Consider the following 20,357-nt stretch of genomic DNA (forward strand, 5'->3'; position numbering starts at 1 on the left):
GAAGCGGGCGGCGGTGGGCGAGCGCCGGCGCTGTCCGTCCCGGCCGGTCTCCTTGGCGTCCTTGGCGTCGCTGGCCTCCTTGGTCCTGTGACGGGCCCGGGCGGCGCGGGTGCGGATGGCGAGCAGTTCGTCCTCGCTGACGCCTCCCCACACGCCGCTCTCCTGGTTGGTCTCCAGCGCCCACAGCAGGCACTGGGGGCGTACCGGGCACGGCCGGCACACCGCCTTGGCCTCGTCGATCTGCAGGAGGGCCGGGCCTTGGTTGCCGACGGGGAAGAACAGCTCCGGGTCGCGTTCGCGGCACAGGGCGCGGTCCAGCCAGTCACGCCGCGGGGCCTGGGGGTCTTCGCGGCGGGTCATCGCATTCCTCGCTTCACGGTGGTGGGACGGGGCTGGTGCCGGGCCGGGCGCGGCCTTGGTGTTGTGGTGGCGGCGGCCGGTCCGGTGGTGGCGGCGGCCGGGAGGGCGCCGGTGAGACGTTCGGTGAGCCGGTGAAGGTGGCGGGTCAGGCGGTCCGCACCGTCGCCCGGCGGGGGCGCGGCGGGCAGGTCCATCACCTCGCGCAGGGCTCTCAGTGCCGCCCTTGTGGCGGGTCTGTCCTTGTTGACGATGTCGTTGAGCCGTCGGCCGGCGGCGTCCGAGCGCGAGCGTGCCTCTTTGATCTGCTCGGCGGTGGGCCGCAGGCGTGTCGCCGGGTCGCGGTCCTGGGCGAGGAGATTGTCCAGTTCACGGCCGAGGACGGCGACGGCGTTCTGCGCGCGGGCGGCGGCCTTGTTGTCGATGCCGGCGGCGAGCTGGTCGGTCAGACGGTGGTCTGGTCGGGGGTAGTGCGCGGCGATGGTGGCCCGCACCGCGGCGCGCTGCTCGGTGAGGACCTCGTCCAGGAGGGCACGGCCGGCGTCGAAGGTCGCCGTGTAGGCGGCCTGCTCGGCGTAGTGAGCCTCCATCGGGCTTAGGCCCAGGGCCTGGGCGGCGGCGCGGGCCGTTTGGGCTGCGGCGCCCGCCACGTCGTGCAGGTGTGGCTCGTGGGCGGTGGCGGCGCGCTCCGCGTCGGCGAGGGCGAGCAGGCGCCCCATGACCGCGTGACGCCCGGTCGTCTCGGCGGCCAGTGTGTGTGCGGGAGCGGTGCTGCTCTGGTCGGCCAGGGACCGGCGGCCTTCGCCGGCCTCCCGGCGGGCCCGGGCGACGTGGGTGTAGGCCTGGGTGAGGACGGCGTCGGTGTCCGCGGCCGCCCGCTGCGCGGAGGGCACCTGGCGGCGCCAGTCGAGAGCGGCGTCGGCGTCGGATGCCGGCTGGCCGGGCAGCGGGAGCGGCTGAGGCGGCTGGAGGACTCCGGCAGCGGCGCTCCGCATTCTCTCGCGCACCTCTTCGTCCAGCGGCGGCAGGTGGCGCAGGGTCACGGCAAGGGCGGTGTCGAGGCGCCGGTGGTCCGTCTCCTCGGCACGGGCGGCCTTGTCCGGCGTGCGGTCGGCGGGTTCGGTGCGCACGTGGGCGGTGACCGCCTCGATGCGGGCCGGGTGCAGGTGCGGGTCCAGGACGAGGAGGTCGCGTTGCAGGTCGACGGCGTCCTCGCGCCAGCGGGCGCGCTGGGTGTCGGTGAGGTCGGCGGCAGGCTGCGCCGTGAGGGGGTCGAGGTCGGCCAGGCGCTCCAGGTACCAGTGGGCCGCGGCGAGAACGGCCGGTTCCTCGCGCGCCGGCCAGGAGGAGTTCAGCATCCGCCAGTTCGCGACGAGCAGCTGCCGGTCCTCCTCGACGACGGGGCCGGCGGCCTGCCGGATGGCACGGGCGGTACGCAAGGCCGCCATCACCAGCGGCACCTGCGGCACCTGCACGCCCGGGTAGTGCGAGGCGAGTTCGGCGAGCACGTCGGCACCGGGCAGCGCGGTGAACGCCGCGCCCCAGGCACTCCCGGCGCGGATCCAGTCCGGTCCGCCTGGCGCGGCGCCGAACGGCTCGTCCGCGCGGTCCCACAGGCGGTCCTCGAGCCAGTCAGCCTGCGCCGTGCGCAGCGTGTCGCGGCGCGCGTCGCCGGCGGGCAGTTCTGCGAGCGCCCGGTGCACGATGTCGCCCGCCCTGATCGGCACCAGCGTGGCGTCGTGGTCGGTGGCGTGGGCCATGACCTCCAGGTGTCCGAGGCGGTCGGTGTCGAGGAAGAAGTGCGCGGCGGCGGTCGGGTCGGCGGTGAGCAGCGAGGGTCCGTCCGTACCGCCGAGAAAGGGGTCGGTGTAGACGCTGGTGAGCGCGTACTGCACGGGCTCGGACGGCGGCGGGGGCGCGGTCAACGGCCTGGCTCTCTTTCTGGTGGCGGGAACCGGATGGGGTCGCAGGGCGAGCGTGCGCGGGCGGCGCGGGCGGGGACAACCGCAGGGGCGCCTCGGTCCCGGTGGGCGGGAGCGGTGGCCTGTCCCTCCCACCTGGCGGGATCAGGCACCGTCCGACGGGCGGATCTCACCGGCGGCGACGGCCGCCGGGGCGGCGCGGGCGGGAGGGCTTGGAGGCGGGCGCCCGGCGCGGCGGTGGGCCGGGCGGGGTCCCGGCGCCGGCTTGCGCGGCTTGCTGGGCTGCGGCCTCAAGGCGTTCGCGGTCGGCTTCGCGGCGCACGCGCAGCAGGTGCAGGCGGTCGGTGATGCGGGCGGTGCGGTAGAGGTCGAGGGCCTTGGACAGGTGCTGCCACTCGGCGCCGCGGTCACTGTCAGGGGGCGGGCCGAGCGGGTCGGTGCCGGTGACGTTCTGGCGCAGCCGCCAGTCGGCGACGGCTGCGACCAGGCGCCGGTAGAGGTGCTGCTGGCCGGTGTCGTCCTCGTCGGGGGCGGGGATCTGCTCGATCCACTCCTCGGGCGCTTCCTGGCCGGCGAGGGTCGCGGCCAGGGCGTCCTGGCCGAGGCGTTCGGCACGGGGCAGCAGGATGGGCGCGGCGGGCCGGCGGTCGGCCGACCCGGCCACGGCGGGGGCGGCGGGGGCGGCGCTGGCCGCCGGATCGGGCCGCACCGCCGGGTCGGGGGCGTGGCGGCCGCGCAGCAGTCGCAGGTGGGCGAGTTGCTCGAGGGCCTGGCGGGTGAGCTGTTCGGGCGCCGGCCCGGGGTGGGGCTGGTGGGCGGTGCGGGCGCGGTGGTGCAGGGCGCGGATACGGGCGTCGAGGGCGCTCCAGGCGGCGGCGTGCTGCTCGGCTTCGGGCTTCGGGCCCAGTGCCGGTAGGTGGGCGGGGACCTGGTGGAGGGTGCGCCAGGCGTCGGTGAGCGCCGCGGTGCGTTCCCACCGTGCGCGCAGGGCGCGGCCGCCCTGCGGTGGTGGGAGGGGGCCGAGCGGCGCGGCCCAGGCGGGGATGTCGGCGGCGAGCTGGGCGCCGCGGGCGGCGAGGTGGCGCTCGAGGACGTCGCGGCGCTCGGTGAGGTGGCGCCGCCAGTTCTCGGGGGTGTGCGGGTCGGTGAGGGCGGCGGTGGGAGTGAGCCAGTCAGGCAGATCCGCGGCGTCGCCGCCGGTGGGCGGACGGTCGGGCAGCAGCCGGCGCAGGTGCCGCTCCGCAGCCGTGCGGGCGATGACGGCCTCGGCCCGCTGCCAGCCCTCGCGGGCAGCTGCGGTGCGGGTCCGGGCCCGTTCGGCGTCCTGCTGCGCTGCGGCGGCGGGGTCGGGCGCGGTGGCCGGGGAGCCGGGCCGGGCGCGCTGGTAGTCCTCCCGGGACCGGTCACGCCACGGCATCGCGCGGCGCAGCGCCTGCTCGGCGCGCAGGCGCACCAGGTCCTCGACGGCAGCGAGTTCCGCCCGGTGGTCGCCTTCGTCCTCGGCCCTCAGGCGGGCTCGGCGCGTCGCGCGCAGGCGCTCCGCGAGCTGGCCAGCGGTGAACGTGCCGTACGGGCGCTGCGGCCACGCCGGGTGGCGGCGGCCGCCGGCGGTGACCGCCCGGGGGGCCGCGGCGGTCTCGGCGTCGGCGGCGTGCAACTCGTCCAAGGCCCGGGCGCGGTGCTGCTGGGCGAGGGCTGTGATGCGCTGCAGCTGGTCGTCGCCCAGGGTGCGCAGCAGGCGGGCGTTCGGGTGCGGGTCGGCTTCGGCGTGGGCTTCGGCGGCGCGGGCGGTACGCAGGCGCCGGTCGATGCGCCATGCCAGGACAGCGCCGGGCACATCCACCCCGGCGAGGGTGCCCTCTTGGTGGGCGGCGGCCAGGATCCTTTCGGGGGTGAAGCCGGCCTTCTCCGCGCGCCCGAGTGCGTTGACGATGGCGGTGAACGCGTCGTCGGCGATGAGCGGTTCGGCAGCCGCGTTGAGGGCGGCGCGGGCGGCGGCGGCGTAGCGCAGGCGGGTGGCCTGTTCGGTGGCGTGGGCGTACTCGGCGGTCAGCTGCCGGATGCCCCAGGCTCGCTCTTGCTCGGTGCGGATGGTCTGGCGGGCGCTCGGGGTGAAGCTGCTGTAGGTGGCGATCCGGGTCAGGGCCGCATCGAGGGTCTGGTCGTCCTCGAGGGCGATGTAGAGGTGGTTGCCGGTGCGGCCGCGGGTGGCGGCGACGTAGGCGGCCTCGCGGGAGGTGCGGGTGGTGAGCAGGGCGTGGGAGCGGATGACGGTCATGCCCTGGGCGCGGTGGATGGTGGAGGCGTAGCCGAGCTCGCAGTGCTCGCGCAGGTAGTCGGCGGGCAGGGTGAGGCGGCCGCGGTGCTGGGTGTGGCGGATGACAGCGTCGCCCTGGGGGGTGTAGCGCTCGATCGCCCACACGTCGCCGTTCTTGACGAAGTCTTTCCCGCCGCGGCAGGTGAGTCGGCGCTGGTTTCGGCGGGTGACGATGAGGTCGCCGACGTGCGCCTTGTGGCCGTCGCGCAGCTTGACGGGGTTCGGGCGCCAGCGCGAGGGGGCCAGGAGTTGGCCGCGTTCCATCCGCCATTTCTGGGCGCGGCGGTTGAGAGTGGCGACGAGGTCGCGGTCGGGGGCGGTCATCAGCGGGGTGCGTCCGGCGGTGAGGTCGGCGGCCCAGGCGGTGAAGACGGCGTCCGCCATGGCGGCGGTGGTGCCGCCCTGGATGCGGCCGTGCCGGCGGTACCAGGTGAAGGCCTCGCCCGGGTCGCCGTCGCGCAGTGTGAGGGAGGCGCCGGCCTCCTGGGGGTGGCGGAAGCGGTGCACGGCGGTGAGGTGGACGGCGCCGACCTCGCTCTGCAGCAGGCGCAGTGCGCCGCCGGCTTCGACGGCGGCGAGCTGCGCGGGGTCGCCGATCAGGCGCACGTGGGCGCCTGCCTTCGCGGCGCGGCGCACGATCGCGGCCAGCTGGGTGGTGGCGGCCATGCCAGCCTCGTCCACGATGATGACGTCGCCCTTGCGCAGGCGCTCGGCGCGCGGCAGGACGAGCTTGCCGGCATCCGCGAGGCCCTGGCGGCGCAGCCAGGAGTGGAGGGTGTGGGCCGGGCGGCCGAGCTCCTCGGACATCACGTGGGCGGCGCGGGCGGAGGGTGCGAGCGCCACGGTGGTGCGGCCGGCGGCGGTGATGGCGTTCGCGGCCAGGCGCAGCGCGGTGGTCTTGCCGGCGCCGGCCGGTCCGATCGCGGCGACCAGCGCCCGCTCCGAGGTGGCGAACGCTTTCGCCATGGCGCGCTGCCCGGCGTCCAGCGGGCCCTTGTGGCGGGCCGCGCTCTTGTCGAAGGTCCGCTGCGGGCAGGCGGGGGTGAGGCGGGCTCGGGCGGCGGCGACGATGCGGTCCTCCGCCGCCAGGATCGCCGGTGTGGTGTAGAGCTCGGCTGCGCGGCGGCGGTAGACGCTGGTGCCGTCCGCGCGCTGCAGCGGCGCGAAGGCGGGGTTGATGTCGGGCGGGGTGAGGTCCAGGCACAGCCGTGCCAGGGCATGTTCGGTGATGGCTTCGGCCCAGCCCTCGCTGCCGCGGCCCAAGGTGGCGGCGGTGACGTGACGGTGGGCCTCGGCCAGCAGGTGGCGTTTGCCGAAGACGGCGCGGTGCAGGGAGACGGTGGCCACCACCTCGCGGGCGGCCGCTGCCACGTCCAGGCGGGGCGGTGGTCCCTTGTCGCGGCGTACGTCACGGGCCACCCTGCGGGCGTTCGCCAGCAGGTTGTCGACCAGGGGCCGGCCGAACGCGGCGGCCACCCCCAGCTGCCAGCCCTCGCGCAGCACCGCGAGCGGGACGGCTGACTTCTTGGCCGGGCGGGTCTCCAAGGTCGCGCGGCGCATCAGGGCGATCCGCGCCGCCGGGGAGGGCTCCTTGCCGTGCTCGGCCCGGTAGGCGGCGATCAGCCGGGGCAGCTGGGCGAGTATCGCCCGGGTGCGGGCGGAGTTCGCGTCGATCAGCTCCGCGCTGATGCCCGCGATCTCCATCACCGGGCGCCGCCCTTCCTCGAGCTGGCGCTCGGCCACCACCAGGTCCAGTGCGGTGCAGGTGCGGCGCAGGACCTGCGCGTTGTAGAGCTCGGACGCGGCGACGGCCTGGGCCAGCAGCAGCCGGCCGTCGATGGTGCGCCACCGCCCGTCCGGGCCCTGCACCTTGTTGGCGATCAGCACGTGATCGTGCAGCAGCGCATCCCCGCACCTCGAGTCGAAGTGCCGGAACTGGGCCGCCACCAGGCCGCCGGTCACGTCGTGCTGGGCCACGCCGCCGGGCCCGGTGCGGGTGGCCAGCGCATGGTCCTCGATCCACGCCAAGGTGACGTTGATAGCCTCCTCGTGGGCTCTCTCGACAGCGACGCGGGTGGCTTCGTCGCCCAGCGCCCACAGCAGGATGACCGACTTGGGCGGTGCGAACACCGGGTGGAACGCGGCCACGGGCTGGCGCGGCGGCCGGGTGCGGCGGGTGATGAAGCGGTGCAGTTCGGTGCCGCCAGCCGGGTCGCGCTCGTACTCGGCGCGGAAGGCCAGCGCCCCGACCTGGCGGCGCAGCGAGCGGCGCTCGCTGTCGGTCGCGGAGCGCCCGGCGTCCTTCTCGCAGGCCTTGGTCCGCTCGTCGATCGCCACGGCGAGGGGGGTCGGTTTCTGGCCGAGCTGGTAGAAGGCGGCTCCCAGACGGGCTGCTCGGTGTGCCTGGCGCACCGTCGCACCCGAGCGCAGTTGTTCGGCGATGAGCTCGTCCGCCCGCGGGTGCAGGCCCTCCCCGAACAGGGCCCGCATCTGCGCCTCGGTCACCTCGCCGGCGACACCGAGGATGGCTGCGGCCCGCCCCGTCCACCGCCCGGGCGGCACCTGAAGGGCCGTCTGGTGCTCGGCCAGGTCCCGGCCGCGGGGGCGCAGGTCGTCACCGCTGGTGATCTGACGCATGAAGTAGCGGTAGCCGTCCCCCGGGCTGGTCTTGCCGAACGCCACCGTCATGGGCGCCAGGGTCCGCGACGCTGTGCCAAAGATGCAAGAGGTGTCGGGAACTTGGCCCCCTGCCTCGGGGCCCTGGTGGCCGGGGCCCCCTGGTGCGCTGCCCCGGCACAGGGCGTCACCGGGTGGTGTTGTCGCAGGCCCAGGGCATGGCGACGGCTGCGGGGGTGGGGCTCGGGTGCGGGGTGGGCCGGTGCCGCCGGGTGGGAAGTGCCCGCGGAGTGGGTTCGCAGGATTCCGCCTGGCGGGATCTGACGGGCGCGGACTTCCCGGGCGGGGGCGTTGGTGGGTTGCCTGGTGGTCGGCGCGGCGCCCGGGTGTTCTCTTCCGGGGGCGACGCGGGTTCCCCGATCGCGCCGTTCGGTGCGGATGAGTGAGAGAGGCGGGATGGTCATGGCGAAGGGGGTCCAGCGCAAGGCCGTGGGAGATGCTCTCCGTGCCGCTGTGGCGCGGCTCCGTCCTCGTCGGCTCTGTCAGCCTCCTCGCCCCTGACGCCTACCTTCAGCGGCGCGCCGAGCGCCTCGCCGACACCACGATGGACACCGCCGCAGCCCTGTCCCGGCACCTGGATCACACCCGCGCCCAGCGGCAGACCATGCCGATCCTGCTGCAAGCCTGCTGAACAGAAGTCTTTCGGGGGAATAAGTCATGAGCCACCCAGTCCCGATCACCGACGCCAGCCGGGGCGTTGGTCTCGCCATTGCCCAGGCTTACCAAGCCGCCGGCGATCGCGTCGTGATCACCTGCCGCTCCAGGTCCGCGCCCGCCGGCTTCCCGTCGGTGTCCTGCGACACCACGCAACCCGACGAGGTCAGCGCGGCGTTCACCAGGATCGAGGAGCAGCACGGCACGGTTGAGGTTCTGGTGTCGAATGCCGGAATCACCCGCGACAAGATGCTGCTGACGATGACCCAGGACAACTTCACCTCAGTGCTGGACACGAACCTGACTGGTCCCTACCGGGTCACCAAGCTGCCGGCACGCAGGATGCTCCGACGCCGCGAGGGCCGGATCCTGTTCATCTCCTCCGCTTCAGCCATCTACGGGCATGCTGGGCAGTCCGACGACACCGCCTCCAAGGCCTGCCTGAGCAGCTTCGCCCGGTCCCTGGGCGCGCGAGCTCGCGCCTCACGGGGTCACGCTGAACGTCCTCTCCCCCGGTCCGACGGACACGGCGATGGTGGCACTGGCCGCAGGGGTACAGCTGGGCCGGCTGGCCCTCCCGAAGGAGATCGCGCGAGCTGCACTGTGCCTCATCTCGCCGAGGCCGCATACATCACGGGGCAGGCCCTCGCCCTCGACGGCGGCACGTCCATGGGGCACTGAACTCCCGCGCTGCCGCACAAGTCGGCTGGACCGCCCACATCAGGACTTGAGACGAGATGAGAGGTCGATCATGAGATGACGTGGCGTGCGGCCCGCTCCGGAGGAGCACGGGCCGCTGGGCTGCCGCCTGACACCGGTGTTACCAGCACCAGATCTGACGGCAAGCCCTTCCCATCACCGCCGATGGATGACCGAGTTCGCGCTCATGTCATCTCCGGCGACGACCCGGGCGGCCATCCTCGACAGAGGACCTGCCACCCGGTGTACCGCCCGGTCGCGGGCGGGTCCAACAGGCGATGCCAGCCCTGGGGGGCGATAGCGGGCCCCAGGGGTTCGTGCTGCCTCCACCTCCAGCAGAGACACCTCGATGATGCCTGACTTCATTCCCGTTTGTCACGCAGGCGCGAGCGCGCCCTATACCAAATCTACGGGCCGTGACGCCTCGTCAACACGCGGTATTGCACAAGAAGAGCCCAAAGCCTCCGTTTCCGCAGCGAGGCTGGAGCCGCTGCGGCTGGACGAGCCGATGAGGCTTCGCCTGAGAGCGGCCGTGGCGAGCAATCGACCCCAGGTACAGCCGGTGACCGCGGCCTCGGCGGCCCGGACTGGCGGCCCCGGAAGGCTGCCACGCCAGCGCCCGATGTCATCTGTGCCGTCCACCTCGGCCGAACCGGACGGTACGCAGGCGGGCGCCGAGCGGGCATTCTGGTGCAGGTTCCCGGCCGCCTGGCTGGCTCGGTACACCGGGGACATGATCCGCACCGTGACCATAATCGCCGACTACGCCCGGCGCAGCGGCTCGTGCTGGGCGTCGAACTCGACCCTCGCCGGCGCTCTCGGGCTGCACGAGAAGACCGTGGCGGCGGCACTGCGGGGGATGGAGGGCGTTTTGGTGCTGGCTGACCAGCCCTCGCCCAACGGCACGCTCGGCCGGCGGACTCAGCCGGTCGACGATACCGAGCTCGCGGTGACCATCTCCGCAGTTGCCCGTAACACCCTGTCCGGCCACCGCTTCAAGGTCTACTGCGCGATCTCGCTACGCGCCCACCTCGGGCTCAGCGCCTCCGCGTCCGTGCTGGCGCAGACCTGCGGGATGACCGCGGAGGCATGCCGGACCATCGCCCGGGACCTGGTGGCCGACGGCTGGGTGTCCCGCGCCGCCGCAGTCGGCCGGGCCCCGAAGTACGACGTGCACCCGGCTCCCGTGGCCGGTGCGGCGGCGCAGCTCGCGCTGTTTGCGCAGCCCCGGCAGTCGGCCCGTCCCGAGGGCGTGCCCGCGATCGAGGCCGATGCCGCCGACCTGACCGATGTCGTCTGCACGGGCCAGCTGGCACTGTTCGGTGAGGGCTCCGAAGCTCCCGCAACCCCCGTCGTTCCGGCTCCCGCGACCCCCGTGGTCTCGCTTCCGCAGGCCCCCCTCGTTGCAGCTCCACAAACAGGCCACCTACAACAAGCCCACTGCAACAAGCCCCGGGCCGTCGATGGTTGCTTGTCCCGCGTAGCGGACACGTTGGTGACGCGCGACGCACGTGCGCGCGAGGACGTGCCCGCCGGGCCAGGCTCGGTGGACGCCTTCGGCCGCCCGCTTCGCGGGGACACGCAACCATCTCCAGTCGCCACGGGAACGAAGGCGGGCATCCGGTACGGCCAGCAGTCCGGGGGCCGGCTGCTGCGCTGGGACGTCGGCCTCGATGCGGACCTGCTCGTCGCCCTGCAGCCTGTCGAGGACCTGCTGCGGCGCCTGACCAGCACCTCGACCCGGGAGTTCCTCGCCGGCCACGTCCGCACCGCCCTGGAGGACATCGCCCGCTGGACCGGCACCGCCCACGCGCCCACCGTGCTGGCCGAGCGCCTGACCTGGCGACTCAAACGCCAACGCGGAAGCGCCCTCGTCGACAACCCCGTCGGCTGGATGCTGCGCCGCGGCCTGCCCCAGGGCCGGTGCTGTCGCCACGAGGCATGCGACGACGGCATCCGCCTCAACTCCGGCGCGGACTGCGTGACCTGCGAGCTGCGCGTACAGGACCGGCGGAGCACCCGCGCCGCCGTGGCCAGCCAGGTCCTGGCCGCGATGCCCGACGCCACCGACCGCGAGCGCCAGGCCGAGCACGAGCGGCGCCTGCACGACCTGGCGACGCGCCGGGCCGAGGCCCTGGCCGCCGCCGAACGCGAGACGGCGCATCGCCGCCTGCGCCACGAGGCCGAGCGTCCCGAGCGCGAGGCCAGGGAGGCATCCGCCGAGGCGGCCCGCCTCGCCGTGCCGTGCGAGGACTGCCAAGCGCCGCAGTCGGCCGGGCTGTGCCTGCGCTGCAGCAGCCGTCGGAGCACCCGCGCGGCCATGGTCGAGACGGTCAACCTCCACCTCGCGGTGACCACCCTGACCTGCTGGGACGACGTGCGGGCCGTGGTCGACCGGGTCAACGCCGAGATCACCGGGCAGTTGATCGAAGCCCGGAACCCCGGGGCGGACCGCTACATGATCGCCGCCTCCGACCGGGTCAACGCCGAGACCTACCGCGACCAGGCACACCACCGCGCGCTGGAGCACTGGGCCCGCTCCGCCGCCGCCTGCGAGGAGGCCGAGCTGGTGAGCGCGGCCGAGCTGCGCCGCGCCCACCGGTACGAGAGCCGCTCGGACGCCGAGAAGGCCGCGTTCGAAGCCGGGGAACGCGCCCGGCTGGCCGCCGCCCGCGAGCTGCTGGAGCAGCAGCTGCGGTTCGTCCGCTCCCTGCGGCAGCCCTACCCGACCACCGTGCGGTCCCACCGCCGAGACCTTCAGGAGTGCTCATGAACACCGGCGACGCCCCGGCTCGCTCGACGGCGGCACCGGCCACCCCGGTAACTGGCCGTCTGGACACTCTCCAAATCGACCCGGCGCCCGCAGGCCCGCATCCCCCGGCCACACCTTGCGGTGCTGGTCAGCGCACCGTCGGTACCTTGGCGCGGACGTACGCCGCCCAGTTGGCCTCAAAGCTCGCCGGGGCAAGCCCGGTGGCGGTGGCGATCTGCTGGTCGTACTCCTTGGGCTTGGCGTAGTGGGCGGCGACGAATGCGAAGGCCTTCTCCTCGCCGTACGTCTCGGCCAGGTAGGCGATGGCGAGGCCGGCGAGGTCGTAGTTGGCGTTGCGGGCCCTGCCGTCGTCGGCGTAGACGTCGAGGCCGTCGGGGAGGTGGCCGTCGAAGCGGTAGCCGCGCAGGGCGGAACGGGCTTCGAGCTGGGCCCGGTCGTCCTTCCCGCGCTGCGCCATGTACTCGGCGAAGCCTTCGACAACCCATGGGCGGGTGTTCTGCAGCCCTTGGACGAGGACTGCCTCGGTGCGGAACGGGGCGACGATGGCGTGGCCCATCTCGTGGCGGCTGATCTCCCTCACGCCGTCGCGCCAGTCGGCTCCGGTGAAGTAGCTCTGGGCAGTGTCCATGACGATCCTCGATCCGCCGGAAAGGATCTCCGTGAGCTGCTTGGAGTCGTAGGCGGGCAACGCCATGTTGACGCCGGCTTCCAGAGCGTCGTCGTCGCGGCCTTCGCCGGAGTAGAGGTGGTTGTAGACGGCGCGGTCCTTCTCCAGGACGACGAAGAAGCCGTGTGCGGCTTCGCGTCCGCCGGCCCCGGGCAGGCCGGACTTGTTCCAGGCCTCGAGGTCGTCGTGGGCGGCCTGGGCGATGAGGTCGATGTCGCGGGTCACTTCCGCGCCTTGGGCCTTGCCGGCCACGACCACGAGATGGTCGCGGTGCTCGACGGTGAGGTCGTCGTAGTAGTCCCACGGCGCGGGGTAGTAGCTGCCGTCGGAGACCTTGCCCTGCAGGTCTTTCGACCCGCCCACGGCAGTGATCGTCGGGGCGTCCCCGCCTTCGACCCGCCAGTTGTAGACCTCTGGCACCGGCAGGATGTCGACGCCCTTCACCTGGTGAACGAAGGTGACCATCATGTCGCGGCCGTCCATGGGGACAGCGAACTCCGTCTCCCAGCGGGCTGTCTCCCAGGGAATCTTGACCAGGTTTCGGAAGACCTTGCGCTGCTTCTCGACCTCCTCCCCGGTGAAGGGGCTGAGGAAGGCCTGCTCGTCCTTGGCCGCCAGCGCTGCGGTCATCTTGTCGGCCACCCTCTGCCACGGGGATCCGGTGTGGACGGGGTGCTTCTGGTTCGAGACGTGGTGGACGACCGCGCCGAGGCAGACGGAGGCGAGGCCGAGAACCGTGGCCAGGACGATGAGGAGAACCTTCCTGTCCCTGCCCCTGCCCTTGCCCTTGCGCGGCGGCTGCGAGGCCGTGGGGGTGGCCGGACCAGGGGGGTAGGGGGGCCGGGGGACGCTGTAGGCCCCATCGGCCCACGGGGGCAGGGTTGGGTCCGGATGGTTCCGCGTCGACAGATGGGACGGGTCGGGCATGGGACTCCTTCGTGAGGACGCGCGACCCGCGGTCGCGCGTCGTGCGAATGCGGGAGCAGTCGGGTGAGGCAGGGCATCGCCTGGTGTCACCGCTGGTTCCAGCCGATCTCGGCTGCCATCAGGTGGCCTTCCAGGCGGGTGAGGTCCGCCATTCGCGCGGAGGCCTCGTACGCGGCGAGAACCCGCTTCGTGGTCCGCACGGCCGCTGCCGGCCGCCTGAGAAGGGGCCGGATCCACTGGCTGACTGCGTCGTCCAACTCGGTGGCAAGGGTCACCCGGTGCAGGATGGCCATGCGCAGGGCCGTCTCGGCGTCCACCGACCGGCCGGTGAGGAGAAGCTCGCGGGTGGCGGCCGGGCCGATCTCACTGATGAGCCGGGCTGCGGCTCCTCCCCAGGTGCCGGGAAGGCCGAGAGCGACCTCGGGCAGGCGGTACAGGCTGTCGTGTGCGCCGACGCGCAGATCGCAAGCCACCGCGAGCGCGAGGCCGGCGCCAACGGCCCGCCCCTGGACACGGGCGATGGTGACAGCGTCAAGTTCCGCAAGCCCGCTGAACACGAGGCGGGCGGATTCGCCGAGGCGGCGGATTTCCGCTCCCCTCGGGTCTTGGGTGATGAGTCGGTCGAGCTCCTGGCGGTCGCCGCCGAGGCTGAAATCGTCGGACTCCCCCGAGATGACGAGCACCCGGACACTCGAGGCTTCGCGCACTGCTGTGAGCACCGCAAGGAGGTCCCGGAGCATCTGCGCATCCAGGACTGCCCTGGTGAGCTGGATCCGGGCCACGCTCCCCTGATCCGACGTGACGGCGGTGAGCGAGGAAAGGCAGGGCAGTTGCAGCATCACGTCAGCCTTCGCGTCGGGAGCTTCAGGGACGCCGTGCGATGGGAAGGCTCTCCATCCGCCGAAAGGCGACCCGCGACTCCCACAGCGGAGGCGACGGCAGGTAGAGGCCGGGCAAGCGGCTCAGGAGAGCTTCGACGAAGTGGATCGCCATGGTCCGGGCAAGGCCGGCGCCGATGCAGTAGTGAGCGCCGGCTCCGAACGCGAGGTGCCTGCGGCCGGTGCGTCGAACATCGAAGGTGTTGGGCTGCTCGTAGACCGTCGGGTCGTGCTGGGCTGCGCCGATCAGCAGGTAGGCCACCTGGCCTGCGGTGATATTCACGCCGGCGAGGGTGGTGTTCCGGGGGGCGACTCGGCTGATGACCTGGACCGGTGGGTCGAAGCGCAGGGCTTCGTCGACCAGCATGGACGTGTGTTCGGGGTGGGAGCGTAGCCAGCGGGCCTGCTCGGGATGCTGTACCAGGAGTAGCACCGTACTGGCCAGGAGCGCCCCGGTGGTCTCGAGCCCGGCCATCAGGGAGAACATCGCCAGTCGGCGGACGGTCACATCCGATGCGGGGCGGTTGGGCGCCGCCGCGTCCCACACGGTCAGCCAGTTGGTGATCACATCGTCTCGGGGGCAGGCTCGCCTGTCGGCGATGATTGCCGCGAAGTACGCCTGGAGTTCGCCGCTGGCCAGGTCGGCCTGTTCGAGGCGCCGGGGAGTGGGAAAGAGCTCCTGGGCATAGATGTGTTCCCGTGTGAGCTGGTGCAGCCGGTCGAAGTCCCGCGCCGGGAGGCCCAGCCAACGGCCGACGACGTTGATCGGGAACTGTTCACTGGTGTGCACGAAGTCGGCGCGAGGCCCCTCGGTCAGGGCGTCTTCGAGTTGGTCGAGCAGTTCGTCGGTTGTCTCGCGTATCGGGGTGGTGAGGCGCTGGAGAGTCTGCTTGCCGAAGGCCTCGCGCAGGACTCGGCGTTGTTCGGTGTGCTCCGGGGGGTTGAGGGACATGATCACGTGACCGAGTTCCTGGGCGGACCGGGATGTCCACCGGGTGCCCTGGCTTTGTCGCCAGTGCCAGTCCAGGGAGGTCCATGCCCGGTCGCGCAGGATCGTCTCGCACACCTGATGGCTGGTGACGAGTACTCCGCCCCAGGGGGAGGGCAGTACCGCGCCTAGTTGGTGGAGTTGTGCGAAGAGAGGCAGTGGGTCGCTCTGCCCACGAGCGGAGCGGAGCTGGGAGAGCAGAGCGACCACATTCCGGGCTTCGCCCGGCTCGAAGCTCGCCTCCCGCCCGCGCGGGCTGGTTACAGTCCGGGTCGGTGCCGGGTTCATCTCGTCGCTTCCTCCACATCGTGGCTGCCAGGCCAACGGCCTGAGGGCGGCACCCATCGGAGGCCCGCACTGCAGCGGACGCTAGCCACCCTTCCGGATCCGTGTCTGGGTTCGTGGCCGTCGACGGGAGAGGTGACCCACACTGCGGGATGGCCCGCCACAGGATCCCGTCAGACGGAATTTGTGGTCCGCAGCGGAGCTGTCCGTGCCACGCACCCTTGGGCCACCACGACTGGGGACGGGCTCATACCGAAAGCTTGAAGGCGGACGGGGGTGGGGGCAGGCGCCGGTGGCGCGGGTCAGGAGCGGAGGGGCCCGGCGGTCATGCGGCCGAGGGCGAGGTGGCCACGATCCTGCAGGTCCGCTCGGCCCTCGCGCAGACCGGTGTGCAGGTAGGAGGCGCCGAGGCGGACGGTCAGCAGCAACAGCAGGTGTTCTTCCACGGCGTCGAGCGGTCGGCCGTAGCCGGTGAAGAAGGCGTCCCGCAGTTCGGGGCGCGTGGGCCACAACGCCCCCAGCAGCCAGACGAACTCCTCGACCACCGGGCCGTGGCGGGCCTGCTCGAAGTCGATCAATCCGTGTTGCCCGGTCTCGTCGACCAGCCAGTTGCGGGTCGCGTAGTCGCCGTGGAGGAAGCGCAGCGGCAGCCGGTCGGCCAGGGCGGGGATCTCGGCGGCCGCGGCGTCGACGAGGGCGAGCACGTGGTCCGGCACCTGCCCGGCCAGGGCCTCCCGGCACTGCGCCGCCTCCCGCGCGTACGCGCCCATCGCCTCGCGCACCGCCGCCCGGTGGTCGGCGGTGCCCGCGTCTGAGCGGTCGTGCCAGCGCCGCAGCAGCCGCCCGGCGTCCTGGTGCAGCCGCAGCTCCGCGCCACGCCCCAACGGCAGGTCCCGTACGACGCGGCCAGGCAGTGCGGTGCTGAGCAGCGCGCGCAGCCCCGGGTCGCTCGCCAGCAGCCGGGGCGCCTGCCGCTCGGGCAAGTAGCGCGCGGCGTAGGCGTAGCCAGCGACCTCTCGGGCGAACGCGCCGTCGTCCGAGCTGATCTTGAGGAACGCGGCGGCGCCGTCGGGGCCGCTGAGGCGCCACACCCGGGAGGTGGCCCGCGGCCAGGAGCAGTCGGCCGCCGTCACCGGGCTCGGCAGGTGCCCGGCGAGCCAGACGAGCAGCTCGGGCGGGGGCGGGAAGTCGGTCATCGGATCGGGTCTCCGAACAGGACGGTGGTCGTCACGGGGCCTCCAGGTCAGGGGGATCGGACCGGCCCGGTTCGGGTCGGTGAAGCCGAGGCCGCGGTAGAGCTGCTCGCCGTCCGGGGACACGGTCAGGCGGACCTGCCCGCAGCCGGCGTCGGCGAGCCGCTGCCGGGCGGCGGCGGCCACACGCCGCCGTCGACGACCCCGAAGCGTTCGATTCCTTCGCGGCGGGCGGATGCCGTCAGCACCTCGAAGTCGATCATTCGTAGAGCCCCTCTTCCTGGAAGGCGAGCACAGTGCAACCCGGCGCCATCACGTTGCATGGCAGCTCCAATGGCCTTTCTTAGAAAGGAGTTGATGCCTCGTCGGGAACGGTTCCGGGTTGGAGATCCTCCCGCTGTTCGAGGCGCCCGATCAAGCCAGGAGATCCCCGGAAAGAATGGACGAAGACAAACCTTTCGATTAGGCGTGCCTTCTGGTCTCCTCCTCCCCGGATGCGGCGCAAGGCGCTCCAGCAGGCGTCGGCCGACCACGGTTCACCGGTCGGGGCCTGTAAGGCGGTGGGAACGGGCGAAGGCCGGTGGCGTCGAGGCGGACCAGGCAGGTGCGCACCCGCCCGGCCGGGAGCGACCGCTGCGCGGACCGCACGTCCTCCGACACTGTCCTTCGCCCCGTACCCCGCGGCAGAGACACTGTGATCCCGCCCGGCTCCACCCCGAGCTCGGCGCACCGGCATCCGCGTTTCGGTGGGCTCTGAGCGCCCTGCTGCTTGCGTGACCATGGGGGTCATGAACTCGGCAAGATGTCACGCAGGGCTCCCTCCAGGTCAGGTAGCCGGTCCAGCAGCATCAGAGCTGCCTCATGTCGTGCCCGCGCGTAGGACTCGAGCGCGGCGTCGACGAGGTGCGGTCGTTCCACTGGTGCCGACAACGGAAAGGTCGAGCAGAGCATGGCTGCACAGCCGACACGCAGTGAGGACAAGAGGTCGTCCGCGGGCGCTTCGGGGTTGGCGTCTCGATAGGCGCGGGCGAGATCGGTGTATCCCTTGAGCCAGCTCTCCACGCCGTTGGACAGGACGCTCTTGGGGTCGCAACCAAGACGCACGATCTCCCAGGCGAGATACCCAGGTGCAGGTGGCCCGAAGTCCACGATCGCCGCGACATCGTCGTCCTTCAACAGGACGTTGGGACCGGCCAGGTCGCCGTGCATGACCTGGACCGTCAGCTGTGGAAGCGAAGCGAGGACGCGCTCGACGTGCCCCAGAACGGCTTGTCGCTCACGCGCCGCCTGCAGCGCCCACGTCTCGAACTGTCCGAGCCTGGGCCTGTTCTGGAATGCGAGAATCAGCCTTTCGAAGCGGTCACGTGCGGCGGTCACGTTGCACACCGCGGCACCAGGCTCCAGGGTGGGTGCGGCGGCGGGGTGAGTGGCGAGCCGGCTGTGAAGGCGACCCATCGCTGCGCCGACTGCCGCCCACCGCGCACCAGTCAGGTTGCCCTCGGCAGTCTCGGTGTGCGGCACGTATGACCACAGTGACATCGGCAGGCGGCCGTGGGTCGCGAGGAGTTCGTGCTCGCGCGTGCGGGTTGCCCGGGCAGTCGCGACACCTCCGTCGGCGGCGTACTCGGACAGCTCGACCGATGCCCGATCCAGATCCAAGCGGTCTCGACCGCGATAGACCTTGGCGAAGTGCCGACAGCCCGTCTGGTCCACGATGGCGTAGTTGTCCGTCGCGGTGCCCTCCGGGATTCGCGTGATTTCCGCCGGGCGCAGTCCGTACGCGAGCACCAGCGTGTCGGCGACCGCCGTGATCTGCGCCCCCTCCGCGGTGCGGCCGGGCTTGGAGGGCGCGGCGACCGGCTTGGTGGCGGGCTGGTGAGATGCGGTGGACATGGTCTCCTCGTCGAAGCGCGCAGCGTTATTGGTCGGATGATGAGCGAGTGGCAGGTGGTCGGGTCGATCAGGATGCGGGCACGGCGGTGCTGGTGAGGTGTTCGGGGCGGGCGGTGTGCGGGGTGAGCGTGGGGTGGACACCTCTGCTGCAGGCCTGCAGCAGCTGGCCGAGAGCGACCGGTTCCCCGGCCCGGCCGGCCGCCAGGTGCTCAGCGAGCTGCGGCGGGCCGCGCCGGGTGCAGCAGGGTCGCAAGATCGCCGACGGACAGAGCTCCGTCAATGCGGTCATCTGATTGCGCCTCCCCCGTTCGGGTTGTGGCATTCCCGGGCCCGACCCGGCACCGCCACGAGTTGCAGGCACGAATCAGACCGTCCAGGCCGACACCGCGGCGCCCTGCCTCGTGAATCGGCTGATTGAGGCAGTGAGCGCGGTGACCGGCACGGCTCTTCGTGGCGAGGTTGGCCGGTTCGGCGTCGCGCAGGCGGAACGTAGGGCCGACCGCGGGCGCTGCGGCACCGAGTAGGGATGCTCGTCGCATAGAGTGCGGGCGCGCGGGTGTCCACGTCGTTCACCAGAAGATGATCTTGGGCGCCTTCGCTTTCGTCTCCGCAGGCTTCCTTTGGGCCGCACCACCAGGAGGAATCAGTGTCATCCCCGCAAGTGATCACCCCCGTGGACCAGCTCGCCGAGGCGAAGAGGCAGTTGGGTTTCCCCCGTATCGTCGTGATCTGTGGCTCCACTCGTTTCATGGCCGAGATGGCCGAGGCCGATGTGCGGGAGACCAAGGCCGGGAGGATTGTCGTCAAGCCGGGTTGCGACCTGAAGTCGCCGCACGCAATGTGGTCCGATCCTGTCGAGGCTGAGGCGCTGAAGTTTCGACTCGACGAGTTGCACCGGTCGAAGATCCTGCTCGCTGATGAGGTGCTCGTGGTCGGCGACTACATCGGCGACAGCACCCGGGCCGAGATCGCCTACGCCCGGTCGCTGGGCAGGCCCGTGCGGTTCACGCACCCCGAAGTCGATCCCGACGCCTGAGGGCTCGCCCCCGCACCCTCCGCCAGCACCTCGTTGGAGTTGATCATCTGGCGGGTGGCGTGGTGGTGAGAGCGGGCTTGAGGAGCTGCGGAGCGCATCGCGGCCGTGATGGCGGTAGCGAGGGGCCGCTGGTGGTCCGTCACGTAGAAGTGGTCGCCTTCGTACATCTCGAGTCCGCGGAAGTGCGTGGTGAACGGCTGCCAGGCGAGGAGGCGTTCCTCGCCGATCAGCCTGTCGCGGCGGCCCCCGAAGACCGAGAGCGGAACGGGCAGCGGCTCGGGGACGAGGGGAGGCACCCAGGTGTCCAGGAGTTTGAAGTCGCTGCGGAACGCCGGGGCGAACGTGCGCCAGAGGGCTTCGTCGTCGAGGAGCTGCGGCGTGCTGCCGCCGACGTCTCGCAGCCAGTCTCGCAGTTCGTCGTCGGACATCAGGTGAGGGTGGGCGTCGGCGTCGGCTGCGCCTCGCGGGGCGCCGTAGGCGGACACACCCAGCCAGGTGGGGAGCGGGTTCCCCTCGTGGTGGAGCCGGCGGGTGAGCTGGTGGGCGATGAGGGCGCCCAGGCTGTGGCCGAAGAACCCGAAGGGCCGGTCGAGCAGGGGAGCGAGAGCGGTGTGGAAGTAGTCGACCAGCCGGTCGCAGTCGTCGATCAGCGGGAGTGTCTGCAGGTGGCCTCGGCCGGGGGTTTCCAGGAGGCAGAGTTCCCAGTCCTTCGGGAAGTGCTCCGCCCAACCCCGGTAGAGCAGGTGTGAGCCGCCGGCGTGGTGGAACAGGAACAGGCGCGCCGCCGGGTCGCTCAGCGGCCTCGGGCGGATGACCGGGCCAGCCGGTGTCTCGCCGACGCGCTTCGAGATGACGAGGGCGTGCAGTTCCGCCAGGGTGGCGGCACCGCTGATGACCACGGTGTTCTCCGGCAAGTCGAACGCGTTCTCGATGCGGGTGGAGATCTCGAGCATCAGCAGCGAGTCGATGTCGAGGTCGTCGGCGAAGTGCGCCTGGTCGGTGACCTCCCCGGGGTCGATCTCCAGTACGCCGGCTATCAGGGCGCGGAGATCCTCGATGGTCACGGTCGTACTGGTCACGGGTGTTCCCCCG

At 72.3% G+C, this 20,357-nt stretch carries 13 protein-coding genes and 2 pseudogenes; 4 read left to right on the forward strand and 11 right to left on the reverse strand.

Going from position 1 to position 20,357, the window contains the following annotated elements; all coding sequences use genetic code 11:
• Positions 1-72: 72 nt before the first annotated feature.
• From J2S46_RS01430 to mobF, 3 genes and pseudogenes are all read right to left on the reverse strand, one after another.
• A pseudogene (locus J2S46_RS01430) lies at positions 73-360 on the reverse strand (WhiB family transcriptional regulator); the annotation flags it as partial.
• On the reverse strand, positions 357-2,282 hold the full coding sequence (locus tag J2S46_RS01435; protein ID WP_191291835.1) for a hypothetical protein: 1,926 nt from the start codon (positions 2,280-2,282) through the stop codon (positions 357-359). The gene J2S46_RS01435 and the pseudogene J2S46_RS01430, both read right to left, overlap by 4 nt.
• A 166-nt stretch (positions 2,283-2,448) precedes the next feature.
• A complete protein-coding gene (gene mobF, locus J2S46_RS01440) occupies positions 2,449-7,284 on the reverse strand; it encodes a MobF family relaxase (protein ID WP_191291834.1) in 4,836 nt (1,611 codons plus the stop codon).
• A gap of 424 nt (positions 7,285-7,708) precedes the next feature.
• Between mobF and J2S46_RS01445 the strand changes: the two genes are divergently transcribed.
• From J2S46_RS01445 to J2S46_RS01455, 3 genes and pseudogenes are all read left to right on the forward strand, one after another.
• Positions 7,709-7,903 (forward strand): hypothetical protein, encoded by a 195-nt coding sequence (locus tag J2S46_RS01445; RefSeq protein WP_191291833.1) that lies wholly within the window; start codon positions 7,709-7,711, stop codon positions 7,901-7,903.
• A 26-nt stretch (positions 7,904-7,929) separates the two neighbouring features.
• Positions 7,930-8,607: pseudogene (locus tag J2S46_RS01450) on the forward strand (SDR family oxidoreductase).
• 763 nt (positions 8,608-9,370) lie between these two features.
• On the forward strand, positions 9,371-11,398 hold the full coding sequence (locus tag J2S46_RS01455) for a helix-turn-helix domain-containing protein (RefSeq protein WP_191291832.1): 2,028 nt from the start codon (positions 9,371-9,373) through the stop codon (positions 11,396-11,398).
• Between the two features lie 127 nt (positions 11,399-11,525).
• Here J2S46_RS01455 and J2S46_RS01460 read toward each other — a convergent pair whose 3' ends face one another.
• The 7 genes from J2S46_RS01460 to J2S46_RS01490 all read right to left on the reverse strand — a co-directional run bounded on the left by J2S46_RS01460 (position 11,526) and on the right by J2S46_RS01490 (position 18,518).
• The gene (locus J2S46_RS01460) at positions 11,526-12,695 is read right to left on the reverse strand and encodes a hypothetical protein (protein ID WP_307348298.1); all 1,170 of its coding nucleotides are present in this window, start codon (positions 12,693-12,695) and stop codon (positions 11,526-11,528) included.
• A gap of 383 nt (positions 12,696-13,078) precedes the next feature.
• Positions 13,079-13,831, reverse strand: coding sequence for an enoyl-CoA hydratase/isomerase family protein (locus J2S46_RS01465; RefSeq protein WP_191291830.1), 753 nt, complete (start codon positions 13,829-13,831; stop codon positions 13,079-13,081).
• A 25-nt stretch (positions 13,832-13,856) separates the two neighbouring features.
• The gene (locus J2S46_RS01470; RefSeq protein ID WP_191291829.1) at positions 13,857-14,936 is read right to left on the reverse strand and encodes a cytochrome P450; all 1,080 of its coding nucleotides are present in this window, start codon (positions 14,934-14,936) and stop codon (positions 13,857-13,859) included.
• A 509-nt stretch (positions 14,937-15,445) separates the two neighbouring features.
• Positions 15,446-16,339, reverse strand: coding sequence for an aminoglycoside phosphotransferase family protein (locus J2S46_RS01475; RefSeq protein WP_191291828.1), 894 nt, complete (start codon positions 16,337-16,339; stop codon positions 15,446-15,448).
• Between the two features lie 125 nt (positions 16,340-16,464).
• Complete coding sequence (locus J2S46_RS01480; protein WP_268255710.1) at positions 16,465-16,599, reverse strand: hypothetical protein; 135 nt, start codon at positions 16,597-16,599, stop codon at positions 16,465-16,467.
• Between the two features lie 523 nt (positions 16,600-17,122).
• Positions 17,123-18,229: a phosphotransferase enzyme family protein gene (locus tag J2S46_RS01485; protein WP_191291827.1), complete on the reverse strand. Its 1,107-nt coding sequence runs from the start codon at positions 18,227-18,229 to the stop codon at positions 17,123-17,125.
• Between the two features lie 67 nt (positions 18,230-18,296).
• A complete protein-coding gene (locus J2S46_RS01490) occupies positions 18,297-18,518 on the reverse strand; it encodes a hypothetical protein (RefSeq protein ID WP_191291909.1) in 222 nt (73 codons plus the stop codon).
• 357 nt (positions 18,519-18,875) lie between these two features.
• On the opposite strand from J2S46_RS01490, the gene J2S46_RS01495 reads away from it, so the two are divergent.
• Positions 18,876-19,265: a hypothetical protein gene (locus J2S46_RS01495; RefSeq protein WP_191291826.1), complete on the forward strand. Its 390-nt coding sequence runs from the start codon at positions 18,876-18,878 to the stop codon at positions 19,263-19,265.
• Here the strand turns inward: J2S46_RS01495 and J2S46_RS01500 are convergent.
• Positions 19,202-20,344 (reverse strand): thioesterase domain-containing protein, encoded by a 1,143-nt coding sequence (locus tag J2S46_RS01500; protein ID WP_191291825.1) that lies wholly within the window; start codon positions 20,342-20,344, stop codon positions 19,202-19,204. The two genes, J2S46_RS01495 and J2S46_RS01500, sit on opposite strands and share 64 nt — an antisense overlap.
• Between the last annotated feature and the right edge of the window lie 13 nt (positions 20,345-20,357).

The sequence above is a fragment of the Kitasatospora herbaricolor genome (genome assembly GCF_030813695.1).
Classification (GTDB): domain Bacteria; phylum Actinomycetota; class Actinomycetes; order Streptomycetales; family Streptomycetaceae; genus Kitasatospora; species Kitasatospora herbaricolor.

What these genes read in the sequence shown, in the direction of transcription:
- J2S46_RS01475 (WP_191291828.1), bottom strand. Translation starts at nt 16,339, where the DNA reads ATGACCGACTTCCCGCCCCCGCCCGAGCTGCTCGTCTGGCTCGCCGGG.
- J2S46_RS01490 (WP_191291909.1), bottom strand. Translation starts at nt 18,518, where the DNA reads ATGACCGCATTGACGGAGCTCTGTCCGTCGGCGATCTTGCGACCCTGC.
- J2S46_RS01445 (WP_191291833.1), top strand. Translation starts at nt 7,709, where the DNA reads ATGCTCTCCGTGCCGCTGTGGCGCGGCTCCGTCCTCGTCGGCTCTGTC.
- J2S46_RS01480 (WP_268255710.1), bottom strand. Translation starts at nt 16,599, where the DNA reads ATGATCGACTTCGAGGTGCTGACGGCATCCGCCCGCCGCGAAGGAATC.
- J2S46_RS01485 (WP_191291827.1), bottom strand. Translation starts at nt 18,229, where the DNA reads ATGTCCACCGCATCTCACCAGCCCGCCACCAAGCCGGTCGCCGCGCCC.
- J2S46_RS01460 (WP_307348298.1), bottom strand. Translation starts at nt 12,695, where the DNA reads ATGACCGCAGCGCTGGCGGCCAAGGACGAGCAGGCCTTCCTCAGCCCC.
- mobF (WP_191291834.1), bottom strand. Translation starts at nt 7,284, where the DNA reads ATGACGGTGGCGTTCGGCAAGACCAGCCCGGGGGACGGCTACCGCTAC.
- J2S46_RS01465 (WP_191291830.1), bottom strand. Translation starts at nt 13,831, where the DNA reads ATGCTGCAACTGCCCTGCCTTTCCTCGCTCACCGCCGTCACGTCGGAT.